This window comes from Vibrio sp. Y58_MX_L22 (assembly GCF_024181865.1).
Taxonomy (GTDB): domain Bacteria; phylum Pseudomonadota; class Gammaproteobacteria; order Enterobacterales; family Vibrionaceae; genus Vibrio; species Vibrio alginolyticus.
This window is the reverse complement of record NZ_JAMZAN010000007.1, coordinates 162502-175814: the sequence shown is the minus strand read 5'-3', so window position 1 is coordinate 175814 and position 13313 is coordinate 162502. Positions and strand designations below refer to the sequence as shown.

General features: G+C 45.3%; 17 protein-coding genes. 11 read left to right on the top strand and 6 right to left on the bottom strand.

Annotated elements, in window-relative coordinates:
- The first annotated feature begins 19 nt into the window (after positions 1 to 19).
- The 9 genes from fliD to NL626_RS17035 all read left to right on the top strand — a co-directional run bounded on the left by fliD (position 20) and on the right by NL626_RS17035 (position 6651).
- On the top strand, positions 20 to 1366 hold the full coding sequence (gene fliD, locus NL626_RS17075; RefSeq protein WP_031781075.1) for a flagellar filament capping protein FliD: 1347 nt from the start codon (positions 20 to 22) through the stop codon (positions 1364 to 1366).
- 32 nt (positions 1367 to 1398) lie between these two features.
- A complete protein-coding gene (gene fliS / locus NL626_RS17070) occupies positions 1399 to 1785 on the top strand; it encodes a flagellar export chaperone FliS (protein WP_005375014.1) in 387 nt (128 codons plus the stop codon).
- The gene (locus NL626_RS17065) at positions 1769 to 2089 is read left to right on the top strand and encodes a hypothetical protein (protein WP_005375013.1); all 321 of its coding nucleotides are present in this window, start codon (positions 1769 to 1771) and stop codon (positions 2087 to 2089) included. The genes fliS and NL626_RS17065 overlap by 17 nt, the downstream gene beginning before the upstream one ends.
- Entirely contained in the window at positions 2086 to 3159 is a 1074-nt protein-coding gene (locus NL626_RS17060; protein ID WP_206970606.1) for a flagellar hook-length control protein FliK, read from the top strand. Before NL626_RS17065 ends, NL626_RS17060 begins: the two co-directional genes overlap by 4 nt.
- A 22-nt stretch (positions 3160 to 3181) precedes the next feature.
- Positions 3182 to 3682: a flagellar basal body-associated protein FliL gene (fliL, locus tag NL626_RS17055; RefSeq protein ID WP_005375011.1), complete on the top strand. Its 501-nt coding sequence runs from the start codon at positions 3182 to 3184 to the stop codon at positions 3680 to 3682.
- A gap of 12 nt (positions 3683 to 3694) precedes the next feature.
- Complete coding sequence (locus NL626_RS17050; RefSeq protein WP_005375008.1) at positions 3695 to 4423, top strand: FliA/WhiG family RNA polymerase sigma factor; 729 nt, start codon at positions 3695 to 3697, stop codon at positions 4421 to 4423.
- Positions 4424 to 4433: 10 nt separating this feature from the next.
- Positions 4434 to 5291, top strand: a complete 858-nt coding sequence (gene motA, locus NL626_RS17045) for a flagellar motor stator protein MotA (protein WP_005375006.1) — start codon at positions 4434 to 4436, stop codon at positions 5289 to 5291.
- Positions 5291 to 6286: a flagellar motor protein MotB gene (locus NL626_RS17040; protein WP_005375003.1), complete on the top strand. Its 996-nt coding sequence runs from the start codon at positions 5291 to 5293 to the stop codon at positions 6284 to 6286. The genes motA and NL626_RS17040 overlap by 1 nt, the downstream gene beginning before the upstream one ends.
- 77 nt (positions 6287 to 6363) lie before the next feature.
- Positions 6364 to 6651, top strand: coding sequence for a hypothetical protein (locus NL626_RS17035; protein WP_005375002.1), 288 nt, complete (start codon positions 6364 to 6366; stop codon positions 6649 to 6651).
- Here NL626_RS17035 and NL626_RS17030 read toward each other — a convergent pair.
- From NL626_RS17030 to NL626_RS17015, 4 genes are all read right to left on the bottom strand, one after another.
- A complete protein-coding gene (locus tag NL626_RS17030) occupies positions 6648 to 6866 on the bottom strand; it encodes a DUF6500 family protein (RefSeq protein ID WP_017634431.1) in 219 nt (72 codons plus the stop codon). The genes NL626_RS17035 and NL626_RS17030 overlap by 4 nt on opposite strands.
- A gap of 10 nt (positions 6867 to 6876) precedes the next feature.
- A complete protein-coding gene (locus tag NL626_RS17025) occupies positions 6877 to 7254 on the bottom strand; it encodes a PH domain-containing protein (RefSeq protein WP_005386881.1) in 378 nt (125 codons plus the stop codon).
- Positions 7255 to 7366: 112 nt separating this feature from the next.
- Positions 7367 to 7582 carry a TIGR02450 family Trp-rich protein gene (locus NL626_RS17020; RefSeq protein ID WP_054576599.1) on the bottom strand — a complete coding sequence of 72 codons (216 nt, stop codon included), beginning with the start codon at positions 7580 to 7582 and terminating at the stop codon, positions 7367 to 7369.
- Between the two features lie 138 nt (positions 7583 to 7720).
- On the bottom strand, positions 7721 to 8194 hold the full coding sequence (locus NL626_RS17015) for an HPP family protein (protein WP_064369614.1): 474 nt from the start codon (positions 8192 to 8194) through the stop codon (positions 7721 to 7723).
- 99 nt (positions 8195 to 8293) lie between these two features.
- Between NL626_RS17015 and NL626_RS17010 the strand changes: the two genes are divergently transcribed.
- Complete coding sequence (locus NL626_RS17010; RefSeq protein ID WP_064369613.1) at positions 8294 to 8839, top strand: TetR/AcrR family transcriptional regulator; 546 nt, start codon at positions 8294 to 8296, stop codon at positions 8837 to 8839.
- 84 nt (positions 8840 to 8923) lie between these two features.
- On the opposite strand, the gene NL626_RS17005 is transcribed toward NL626_RS17010, so the two are convergent.
- Entirely contained in the window at positions 8924 to 11347 is a 2424-nt protein-coding gene (locus NL626_RS17005) for a formate C-acetyltransferase/glycerol dehydratase family glycyl radical enzyme (RefSeq protein ID WP_253657569.1), read from the bottom strand.
- 2 nt (positions 11348 to 11349) lie between these two features.
- A complete protein-coding gene (locus NL626_RS17000; protein ID WP_237035907.1) occupies positions 11350 to 12291 on the bottom strand; it encodes a glycyl-radical enzyme activating protein in 942 nt (313 codons plus the stop codon).
- Positions 12292 to 12545: 254 nt separating this feature from the next.
- On the opposite strand from NL626_RS17000, the gene NL626_RS16995 reads away from it, so the two are divergent.
- Positions 12546 to 13220: a fructose-6-phosphate aldolase gene (locus NL626_RS16995; protein WP_253657568.1), complete on the top strand. Its 675-nt coding sequence runs from the start codon at positions 12546 to 12548 to the stop codon at positions 13218 to 13220.
- Positions 13221 to 13313 lie beyond the last annotated feature (93 nt).

Below are 13313 nucleotides of genomic sequence, written 5' to 3'. Positions count from 1 at the left end.
GATGAGAGGAGCACACCTCATGAGTTCTTTAGACCCAGTAAAAATGGCAACCCAATTCGCACAATTGGACACAAACCCATTCAAAAACCGTTACCAAGCGCAAGCTAATGTGTACCAGTCACAACTGTCAGCTTTTAATAAAGTTGAAAGCGCACTACGTGATTTTCGTACTGCAATGAAAGAGATGAATAACAGCACAAACAGCATCATCAAAAACAGTGCGACACTCTCTCAAGAAGGTAACTTTACTGCAAACGCGGATGCTAAAGCGCTAACGGGTAACTATCAGATTTTTGTAGAAAAAGTGGCAACGGCGCATCAAGTATCTACAGGTATGCCTGCAGACCTTGAGGCAACGACAGAAGTACCAACAACTGGATCTTTAGAATTCACCATCAACGGTGAAACAATGACTCTAGACTTGTCCTCCGTTGATGTTAATGGTGACGGCACTGCAACGATCAGCGATTTAGCCAGTGCGATTAACAATCACACGGATAACCCTGGCGTTAACGCCACTCTAGTTCGCTCGAATGGTCAAACACACTTTATGCTATCGAGCACTGAGACTGGTGTCGAAAATAAGATCAACGTATCTGCAACGGGTACTGGCCAAGCGTGGTTTGAAGACGCCTTCACCAACCTCAAGCAAATTAACGCTCCGCAAGATGCGGTTATGTGGCTAGGTGCAAAAGACTCAGGCCTGAAACTAACCAACGCAAGTAATACTTTTGAAGGTGTCATCGACGGTGTTGACATTACCGTATCTAAACCGCAAGCCGCGGGAGATTCGCCAATCGGTTTAAAAATTGGAGCTGATAGCGAAGGCACTAAAGAACAACTAGATAAGTTTGTGGAAACCTACAATGCCCTTGTTTCGACTATCGATCAGTACACCCAAATTGGCGGTGAAGATCAGAAACGCGGCGTGCTCGCTAGCGACTCGACATTGCGTTCTATTGAGAGTCAGTTAACGGGGTTAATCCGAGGTGAACACAATGGTATGCGCCTAAGCGAAATCGGCGTGAGCCTAGACCGCAACGGTAAAATGAAAGTTGATCAAGAAAAGTTCAAAGAAGCTCAACAAACAAACAGCGCAGGCTTAGAGGCGTTGTTTAATGGGGATGACGCTTTGCTAGATTCTCTTGACGCGATGGTAGAGCCTTTCTTGAAGTTCTCATCAGGTACCTTCAGCACGCGTAAAGACGCAATACAGTCAAGCTTAGACCGAATCAAAGATAAACAAACCAATTTAGAGCGTAAGTACGAAATGTCGTACAACCGCTATCTCAAACAATTCACTCAAATGAATTCAATTATGACCCAAATGAACCAAACCATGTCCATGTTTAATGCTCAAAAATAAGACATTTGGTTCCAAATTTAGGAGAAATATTCATGCTTATGGATTCTGGTTACGATTCGTACCAACAAGTCGATCTCGACGCTCAAGCGGCAGCAGCAAATCCACACCAATTAGTCATCATGTTAATCGATGGCCTACTCGATGAAGTTGAACGTATTCGCGGCCACCTAGCCGCAAATCGTTTGGCCGAGAAAGGGAATGGAATCAACAAATGCATGAACATCTTGATTGGACTAACAAGTGCTCTAGATGATGAAAACGGCGGTGAAATTGCGGAAAACCTACGCCAGCTTTATGACTTCTGCCAAGTCGAACTTTATTACGCTAGCGTGCAAAACGATGCAAATCGCTTGGTTAACGTTGAGCGTGTAATGGGTAACATTCGTGAAGGTTGGATGAATTTTGGACAACAAGCATAAAGTATCGCCAGAGCGATTCCGTCATTTATCTCAGCTCATCCAGTTCGCCGCAAAAACGGCCGATTGGCATGCGCTCAAGCGGTACGACTTGCAGTTGCGAGAGCTTTTGATCAGTCACAAGCCTTTTTTGAAAGATCCTAAGCTTGCACCTGAAATCCAGCGAGCGAAAACAGTGCACGCTAATGCCTTCGCAGTATTAGAGAAGTCGACCAACGAGTTGAAAAAAGAGATGAACATGGTCAATGACCATCAAGAACGCGCTATGGCCTATCAATTAGCAATGACCATGGAGCTAACTCAATGATCATACCTTCTTCAACTCAGCACTCGGGTAATTCGCCAGCTAACAATGAGGGTCACATCAAGCAAGCGAACTCGGTACACGGCTTTTCTCATGGTTTTAAATCAGGGAACAAGCAGAATGGTGAGCAAGACTTTAACTCTGCGTCAGCGGTACCGAGTTTTCACCTTACGGCCTCTACTTTGAACAGCGCAAACAAAGTACAAAGTCATGGTTTTGATACTGATGACCGCTCAGCTTCAGATCCGGATGCCAACTTGACCAGTACACTAGGGTTAACAGAATCGACTGATCTTGCAGCGCAAGCTCAAGCTTTAACCCAGGGTATGATTACCATGGCAGAGAAGCAGGCTGAGAAACTAGGAAAAGCGTCATCTTTAATGACTGCGAGCGAAGTTAAGTCTGTTACTCAAGATTCGTCTAACGCTATGTTAAACACATCATCAAAACAAGATGTGAAGCAAAGTCTGCCGACTTCATCGAGTTCGCGTTTGCCTATCTCCGGTGCTGAGTTTCAAACTCTCTTGAATCAACCTGTTCAAGGGCAACCAACCGCATCTCTACTTCAAGCACAAGCTCCTACAACACAATCTGCACATTCACCGGTTGCGACGAGTCATGTTCAAGCTCAAGGCTCTGAGTGGGCAGCGGTGCGTGTTGATACCACTGCCGGAAAGTGGGGGGAGCAAATGATGCAAGTTTTACATGATCGCGTGACGCTCCAAGCTCAACAAAATGTACAAGAAGCAAAAATCCGCCTAGACCCACCAGACTTAGGGAAATTGGATTTACTTGTACGTGTTGAAGGTGACCGATTGAGTGTCCACATCAACGCCAATGCCGCAGCAACACGAGAAGCTTTAATGCAAGTTTCGGAACGATTGCGTACTGAGTTACAAGAGCAAAACTTCGTTCATGTCGATGTCAATGTTGGCTCTGATCAAAACCAAGGTCGAAATGACCCACACGCAAACGAAGAAGACACCAATATTTTCGCCGCACGAGAATCTGGTGCATTCCAAACCACGACAACAACTAACTATTCAGAACACTGGCTAAGCACTCAAGCTTAGTGAATCTTCGAGGAAAAAGGTTATGACCAAACAACAAATGATCGCCCTGTTTATCGCCATGATCATCACCAGTGCCCTCGTTTCGGCCGTCACAATTATGGGCGGAATCTGGTACTTAAACAAACACGCTCAAGAGTCACCTGACTCTGGTTCACTGATCGAAGACTCTCCACTGTCTTTTTTGGTCACAGAACAACCGACAAGTAAAGGTCCTAGCTTCCATCCTTTGGACAAAGTCGTTTTGACCGTTAAAGGCAAGAAACAGACTCACTTTGTGATGCTAGAACTGGCAATTGAGACACGCCGCCCAGAGCGTATCAAAGAGATCGATGAATACATGCCTATGGTACAAAACTCTCTATTAAAACTGTTTAGCGACAAAACGTTTGATCAGTTACAGCAAGCGGGTGCCATCGATATTCTGCAAGACGAAGTGAAGCAAACGCTTCTACTCGCTTTTGCTAAAACAGACATCGTCCGAGAAATCGACGATGTTTTGTTGACTAAATATGTTGTGCAATAACGGAGCACAACCATGTTAGACATGAATGTACAAGACACTTACACCACAGAAGAGGAAGTGACAACACCGTCACGACCAATTGATGAAAACGCATTGCTACAACGTCATCAGGTCATGGTAAAACGCGTAGTTAACCAGCTGCGCGTTCATGCCACTTCTCACTGTAGTATTGAAGATATGCAGCAGATAGGCCTTATCGCTCTAGTCGAGGCTGGACGCCGATATGGCGATGTTGACGATCCTCACTTTCCTGCTTTCGCCGTTTGTCGAGTTCGGGGAGCTATTTTAGACGAATTACGCCGACTAGATTGGCGTTCACGTAAGACTCGTCAACAAGCCCACGAGCTCAACGACGTGACTCGAGATCTCACTCGAACGTTAGGTCGAATGCCAACGGATGCCGAAATCATCCAGGCTTTAGGGACGAATGAGCAAGATTATTACAACCGCCAAAATGCCGCTCTCGCAGGCGAGATGCAAAGCCTTGACCAACTGATGGAGAGCAGCGGTGATAGCTACATTGGCGGGCAATACGATGGCATGGAACATGAACATATTCGTCGTAGTTTAGACAGTGCTTTGGGTAAATTACCTAAGCGCGATCAACTGCTCCTGACTCTGTTCTATCAACATGAACTCAACTTACACGAAATAGCTCTGGTATTGGATCTGACACCACCTCGTATATGTCAGCTTCACAAACAAGCGCTGAAACAACTCAACCAATTAATGTCCTCTTAGGAGTCACAAGATGCAAAAGTTTTTTGGAGTGCTCACTATCCTGGTGTGCGTCTTCGGTGGATATATGTGGGCCGGTGGTAGCTTAGGTGCTATCTGGCAGCCAGCCGAATTCCTTATCATTATTGGCGCCGCTGCTGGTTCTTTGATCATCGGTAATCCGCCTCATGTACTGAAAGAAATGCGTCGCCAAGTGCCAGCGACCATTAAAGGTCCAACAGAAGAGCATGAGTACTACATGGAATTAATGGCACTACTCAACAACTTGCTAGAGACAGCGAGAAACCGCGGATACAAGTTTCTGGATTCTCATATTGAGGCTCCGGAGCAAAGCTCTATGTTCCTCGCTTACCCGACGATCGCAGAAGATCATCGCCTAATTTCTTTCATTACTGACAATTTACGTTTAATGGCAATGGGACAGATGTCGCCTCATGAATTAGAGGGACTGCTAGAGCAAGAAATCGAAGCAATACAGAACGAAATGCTTTTACCTTCACGCTCACTACAGCGTACAGCTGAAGCACTACCTGGCTTCGGTATTCTTGCAGCAGTTGGTGGCATCATTATCACCATGCAAGCTATTGATGGCTCAATCGCTATGATTGGTTATCACGTTGCGGCAGCTCTCGTTGGTACATTCATTGGTATTTTCGGTTGTTACTGTGGCTTAGATCCACTAAGTAACGCCATGGCTCAGCGAGTAAAACGTAATATGACTGCTTTTGAGTGCGTTCGTGCAACCTTGGTTGCCTACGTAGCGAAAAAGCCGACATTGCTCGCCATTGACGCTGGTCGTAAACATATTCAGCTAGACATCAAACCAACATTCAACCAAATGGAGAAGTGGTTAGCTGAACAGGAGGGATAATGCAAAAACAAGAGCATGTAGTGTTCAAACGTGCCAAAGTATACAGCCATGATGAGTCGTCTCATGGCGGCGCGTGGAAAGTCGCGTTTGCTGACTTCATGATCGCCCTAATGGCGCTGTTTCTTGTACTTTGGGTTATGCAGGTGGTAGACAAAGAAGAGCGTAAAGCGATTGTTGCCCACTTGCATAGTTCAAGCGTATTCGACAAGAGTTACGGCAACCCATTTGATACGTCACAAAGTATTTCTCCTATCGACTTGGCACAGGACTCTTCTGTGCCAAGTAAACACAACTCCAACCATGTAGTAAGCTCTTACTTTAAAGGTGATGGGGATGGACCAGAAATTGATTCTTTGATTCCTGGTAACTTCGATACTCAAGAGCAACTTGCCGCACTAGCAAAAGTAATTGAGCAAATGACTGCCCAAATTAATGCGCAGGGAAATGTAAACGTCACGGTGACACCACAAGGTTTGCGTATCGTCCTTCAAGATGATTACAAACAGCATATGTTCAGCCGTGGTGGTGCAGAACTTACTCCTTTTTTTGAAGATTTACTGCTCGCACTAGCACCTGTATTTCATCGTGTTAACAACCCTCTGATCATCAGCGGACACACAGATGCAATTCCATTTAAAAAGCGTTTTGGTCGTCAATCTAACTGGGCGTTATCAGCCTCTCGAGCAGACGTAGCAAGAAATACGTTAGTTGAAGGCGGTATGCCGGACGATAGAGTAATGCAGGTAACGGGTATGTCAGATAGAGCGCTGCTTAATCCTGATGAGCCAGATTCTAGCGAAAACCGTCGTATTGAGCTGTTTGTTTTAACGACTCCTGCCGCTAAAGTGCTTGAAACCCTTTTTGGCAACCACCAAGAAAGTGAACTGCAAAAAGCGAAAGATAAGGCTGAATTTAACCAACCAGTCATTCGTCAAGAAGTCATCAATTACTCCGGCGATACCGCCACCAGCGAAGTAAAAATTCAAGAATTATAATCTTAAAAGGTCACCACTCTGATGGTGACCTCTCTAACCAAAGCCTCTGTTACTGTGACTTTTTAGTTGAGTTCTATATGCACATAACATCATCCGAAAAAAGAAAAAGCGACTTACTGAAGAAAGCCTTTTTATGGCTCATTGTCTTCGATTACCTTTTATTGGCGTTTTTCTTAACTCAGCTATCAAGTATGACACTAAACAGCGGAACCATGATCAGCTTGTTACTTGTTGTTTATAACGTCTTACTTGTTTCGCTATGTTTTCAACGAACCAACAAGCAGGACTCTTACATTATCTACCCTGTTTTGTCCGCAACGTTATTAGCATTTGTCTGCTTTCTTTACTTCTTTTTTTTAATTTAGCTCCCCGACTCGACCATTGATTTTATTTTTACTGCTTTTTCGAAGTGGTCGAGCTGATGAGTCTGAATCCACCACGTAGCCGCTTCCATCAACAGCTCTGGGTCGTCATTTTTATTAGCGAAAAACGCATAAAATGAGAGACCAACCAATTCACCTTTACTCGCGATCTTTTTGTCACAGACCTCTATAATTTTGTCTCTCAGCGAAGCTCTCATTTCTAACCCCTTAACCTAGTACATACTCACTAACCATACGGTTGAAAGAAATCAAATCAAACGAGCCTTTAATTTCAAAACGCACTCTTCCCACCTCACTCATGAAGAACTCGATTTCACAATCCAAATCAAAAGTACCAGAGGTCTCGATAGAAAATGCATTGATCTTACTGTAAGGCAAAGAAGTGTAATCCACTTTTGAGCCGGTAATCCCTTGCACATTTGCCGCTATCACTCGCTTGTTCGTAAACACCACTTGGTCACGAACTGTTTTAAAAGCAGCGAAAATAGTCTCACCATCAATCAAGAACTTAAGGAAGTCTTCTCTGGCATTAGAAACGTCAATCGGCTTAAGCTTAAATACAGAGGAATTGTCGAAATCAATCATAATTAATCCTTTGAGTGGGCGTTAGAACGAATTATCAACGTATCAGATAGCACCACTTTTGCCTACTCGCAACGCACGTTTCTGCTTGATTCGCCCAACAACGAAGCGTCACTCACTTCCACCCTTGCATCCATTGCTCAGAGTCTTTTAGGTCTTGCCAGTTCATCTCTTGGTCGCGTTTACTCATGACTGCCTCGATGACACATCTCACAACGTTACCATCTTCATCTAGTTCCATTTCCGTCACGACAAAATGCTTCTCTTTGTTTTTAGGTGAAATTGCCGTCCATTTACTGTGCAATAGTTTCTTAGGGTGGATTCTGTTCATCGCATTGTACCAATTTAACTACCATGTTGATGTATACGACTGAATACCAAGAGAGAATCAGATTTTGTTTTTGCAAACCGACAAAAGATAAAACCGCAAAAGAGATCACTCCCTTTCGCGGCTCTAACTACAATCCGACTAGGTCTTCTGACCATTCAATCGAGGATTTAAGTACTGACTTTGTAGCAACTGTAACCCTTTACCGACCAGAACAATCACTATCGCGCCAATCAGGACAGGCGTGAAGAGAAAACTCCATCCCTGCCCAGACGCCATGATCAAAATTGGATTTGCACCCGCAGGTGGATGAGTGGTCTTCGTAATCAGCATCGCAGACACACCCAGCCCCGTCGCAATCGCGAGCGTGACCGGCGTGACGTCAACATACTGGCTAAACGCAATACCGATAGAGGCCGTGATGAAGTGACCAATGATCACGTTTTTGGGTTGAGCAAGAGGGCTGCCTGGCACCCCAAACACCAGTACTGCGGTAGCACCAAATGGTGCCATCAGGAGTACTACCTCAGTAAGAGATACCTCGGCGTAAGACAACACACCAATAGCCAGCGTAGCGCCAAGTCCGGCAACCAACGATAAAATTAAATTATTCATAAACACCTCAAAAGTAGACCAAATTGTCTACAAAATAAAATAGACAAACCTGTCTACCTTTGTCAATATGTGTTTATGGAACTTTTTGAGGACGTAGTTATGAACAAAAAGAAACAGTTATTGATCGACACAGCTTTGTCACTGTTTTACAAACAAGGCATCAACTCTATTGGCATCAATGAAGTTCTCAATGTTTCCGGCGTGGCTAAACGCACGCTATATAACCATTTTGAGAGCAAAGAAGCGCTTATCATCGCCGCATTAGAACAACGCCACCAAATATTTATGGAATGGTTGGAGGAAAAGCTTTCTTCAGCACAAACGTGCGCGGAGGTGATCGATCAGTTATTTACTGCACTCAACGGCTGGTTTCATGGCTCTGAAGAAAAATTGGGCGAGTTTCGCGGTTGCTTTTTCATCAATACGTCCGCGGAATTCAGTGACGACAGTGGCGAGATCGCAACGTATTGCCGCTACCATAAGCAGCAAGTCAGAGAGCTAATTCAACGCTATCTCAAATCAGACAACGCTGCATTACTCGATGCCATTTGCATCATGAAAGAGGGCGCGATCACTACCGCTTACATGACGAAAGAGTACGACAACGTCACGAAAAAATGCGTGACCATTTTGCACAAGCTGTAATGCGGTCAGGTATAGTCATTTGCGGATTAAGTATTCAAACGAAAGGCACCAATCGGTGCCTTTTGTTTTACTTAGTGAGTGTACTTACAGTTCGTGCTCAGTACGTGCGATGATGTCGTCTTGCGCATCTGGTGATAGTGCAGTGAAGAAGGCTGAGTAGCCTGCGACTCGCACAACAAGATCACGATATTGTTCAGGGTTCTTCTTCGCAGCTAGCAAGGTCTCACGAGAGACGATGTTGTACTGCACGTGCCAACCTTTGTGGTGGTTGAAGAAGGTGCGAATCAACATAGAAAGCTTGAGCTTATCCCCTTCAGACTCAACCGCTGCCGGGCTTAACTTCTGGTTAAGCAGCACGCCACCAAGGATCTTATTCGCTTGAATCTTACCAACCGAGTTGTACACAGCCGTTGGACCTAAACGGTCTGAGCCAGATGACGGGCTTGCACCTTCAGCTAACGGCGTTTTCGCTTTACGACCATCTGGCGTTGCCATGGTTGAAGCACCGAATGGGACGTTTGCCGAAATACTTGATGTACCTGCGTAGTAACCGCCGCCAATTGGACCACGCCCATGACGCGTATTAACGAACTGCTCTAGCTCATCAATGTACACTTGGTAAGCGTCTGCCAGTAGTTGGTCTACTGCGTCATCATCATTACCGTATTTTGGTGCAAAGTTGATAAGACGTTGGCGAAGCTGTTCGTTCTCCATGCCGTCGAAATCTTCTGCCAATGCTTTTGCCAGCTCTGGCTGAGTGATTTGCGCGTCATCGAAAACAAGGTGCTTGATGGCGGCTAGGCTGTTACCCAAGTTTGCGATACCGACTTGCAAACCAGATACCCAATCGTATTTCGCGCCACCTTCTTTCACGGTTTTACCGCGAGCCAAACAGTCATCCACCAGCGTTGAACAGAAAATGTCTTGAGCTTGCTGTTCAAGTACGCTGTCGACTACAGTATCAATCTCAATCGATTTACGGGTGTAGTAGCGGATTTGCTCTGCCCAAGAAGCGGTCACTTGCTCAAAGTTCTCAAAGTTGCCTTTTGCTAATGACTTATCGTGTGGCAAGAAAGCTTTACCCGCTGTTGCATCCACACCTTCGTTCAATGAAGCTAGCAAGATACGAGCGAAGTTAATAAAGCTCATGCCCGTACAACGGTAACCCCATTTGCCCGGAACTGCGGTCTCGATACAGCCGATAGATGCGTAGTTGTAAGCGTCTTCTTTCTCTACACCAAGCTTGATGAATTCAGGAATAACAATCTCATCGTTGTTGAACGCTGGCATACCGAAGCCGCATTTAATCACTTCAATACAGCCCATTAAGAACTCTTGGTTTAAACCTTCATGGTAACGCACACTCAAGTTAGGTTGCGTCGAACGTAACTGACCACAAGATTCCAGAATCGCCCAAGAAAGTGGATTCACTGCATCTTCAGGCTCACCCTTTTCATTCAACTTCTGACCGCCGATACACACGTTTTGATACAGCGGAGAACCTGCCGATGCTTTTGAGTGTGCACCAGAGCGAATCTTGTTTACTTCAAGCAACTTCAACCAGCAGCTTTGTAAAAGCTCTAGTGCGAAGTCTTTCTCAATCGTGCCGTTTTCGATATCGCGAACATAAAATTCGTTGAGGAATTGGTCCATACGACCGAAAGAAACCGAGTGACCGTTCGATTCGATTTGTAGCATCAATTGAACGAAGTAGCTCAATTGCAGTGCTTGCCAGAAGTTTTCCGGCGCATCACTCGCGACATGACGACAGTTTGCCGCGATGCTTTCTAACTCAGCTTTGCGCAGCGGGCGCGTCTCTTCTAACGCCATTTTTGCCGCCAATTCAGCGTAGCTCACCATGTGATCTTGAATGACAAGCAGTACAATTTCGACCGATTTGTAGAACTGCTCTTTCTTCAAGCCTTCAAAGGTCGAAACATCATTGTTAGCACGGTGCTGACGAACATCCTCTAGCAAACCGTTCATGCCTAGCTTAAGGATTTTCTCGTTATCCACCGCTAGGTGTGCGTCACCCGAAGTCATGTTGCCTTCGGCTTTAATGATGGTGCTGGCTAAGATTTCTTGCTGCTCATCAGTAAACAAGCCATAACAACGGTCTTGAACGGTTTTACCGCGCCAGTACGGTGTGATGCGGTGGATGCTTTGCTTATCTTCTTCAGTGACCGCAAAGCCTGCACCAGGACGGTCGGCTAGCTCATCAATTTCCGCTTCAATCCAACGTACAGTGTATTCTGGGAAAATAGGCGCAGCGCGTACTTTGCTCGCTTGGTTACCGACGATTAACTCATCATGCTTAATCCAAATCGTACGAGTGCGTAAGTGCTCTTGCAGTGCTAGCGCACGTTGGACAATTACAGGTTTGTCTTCGTTCGCTTGATAAGCACGAGTGTATGCCTCTGCACGCTCGGTACAGACAGGTGGCGTTACGATGTTTACCAGTGCCGATTTGTGCGCTTTGATACGCTCAGGAAGGTAATTCAGGTCCATAGTTAACCTCTTACAATCACGTTAAGTTGGGTGTTTTCGCTTGCGTATTGCATGGCGCTTTCTAGCAGTTCTGGTTTGTTTAATGGCTTGTCAGAACACTCGTAAGGCATATCGAGCAAACGGTATTTATTGATGCCGAGCGTGTGGTACGGCAGCAAGTGAAGTTCTTGGCAGCTTTCTAGTGAAGCCGCAAAATCGATGATGTCTTTCAACTCTTCGATGGTGTCATTGAACCCCGGCACAACGGGAACGCGAATCACAATGCGTTTCGCGATAGGTGCCAGTTTTCGGAAATTGTCTTTGATGCGTTTTAGTGAACCTTTCGCCCAGCTAAGAAACTTCTCTTCATCGGTATGTTTTAAATCCGCCAACCAGCAATCAATATGCGGCGCGGCTTTTTCGACGTTCTTCCACGGCACATGCATGCACGATTCAATAGCGGTAGAGACTTGGTTGTCATGCAGACGCTGTGCGAGTTCTGCTACCAAATCCGCTTGCATGAGTGGCTCACCACCGGAGAAGGTCACACCACCTTGGCTTTGGTCGTAGAAAGGTTTGTCTTTCATTAAGGTGTCGAACAGCATGTCTGATTTCGCTTCTTCACCGCAAACGGTCAGTGCTTGCGTCGGACAGACGTTTCGCAGCGCGATCAGTTGGTCTTCTTTGATGGCTTTGCGATTGATGATGATCTGGTTGTCGATGCGTTGAATACCATCACCCACCGTTTCACTACCCGCAGTAGATTGAGTTGTAGCTTGATAAGCAGAAACGCACAGTTGGCAATCTTCCATACAGCTTCGCTGATCAAACAACAGTGAATGCTTTTCGCTGCGACTTTCTGGGTTTTGACACCAAGGGCAAGACAAGCTGCATCCTTTAAGAAAAAGAATGGAACGAATGCCATCGCCATCATGGGTAGAGAATCGTTGAATATTGAAATACATCTCTGCTTGCCTCTTGGTCTGTGCTACCGCTGTGTACTTAATCCGTTTCTTGCTGGTTAAGTCTTATGAACGGCTTTTCTTTGTTCTAACTGAAAGCTTCATTTGAACGTTTACAAGTTCCACTTAACTTTCACTTAATGAAATTATTATAGTTTCAAATGAAATTTCAATTGATCAAAATCAAGATCTCGTTCGATTGTCAGATCTATAGTGATCCCATCATCAAAACGAAGATTTTGTTTAAGGTAGAAACCATGATTGAACTTTATTTAGATACTGCTGATGTGGCAGAAGTAAAACGCTTTAACCAGTGCCTACCGCTAAAAGGCGTGACGACAAACCCAAGCATTTTGGCGAAGTCAAAACAGGGGCTGAATGAAACCCTAGCAGGCATGCAAGATGCACTTGGCGGTACACCTCGCTTTCACGCTCAAGTCGTGAGTTCAACCGTCGAAGGTATGCTGGCAGAAGCGCGCCAACTGAATGAATTGCCTTACGATATGGTGGTAAAAGTGCCAGCAACAGAAACCGGATTAGCGGCAATTAAGCTAATGAAAAAAGAGGGAATTCAGGTTCTTGCCACCGCTATCTATTCAGCTCAACAAGGGTTCCTTGCAGCACTGTGCGGTGCAGACTATCTAGCACCTTACGTAAACCGCATTGATGCGATGAACGGCAACGGTGTTGAAGTGGTCGCGGATCTTCAATTGTTGCTCGATCAAAACCAACTACCAGCGAAGATTTTGGCAGCCAGCTTCAAGAACACTCAACAAGCGATGGAAGTGATGAAGCTGGGCATCGAAGCCATTACATTGCCAACCGATGTGGCGGCACAAATGTTCGCTCACCCAGCAGTAAAACCGGCGGTTGAGCAGTTCGATAAAGACTGGAGAGAGACGTTCGGCGAGAAACTTTCATTTGAAAGTTAATTAAAAGTAAGAACTCAATATCTTAGTCAATAATAAGGGAATCTTAACTCACCCTGTGCGCCGGTGAGTTAAGATTCCCTTTTTGTATTTCAT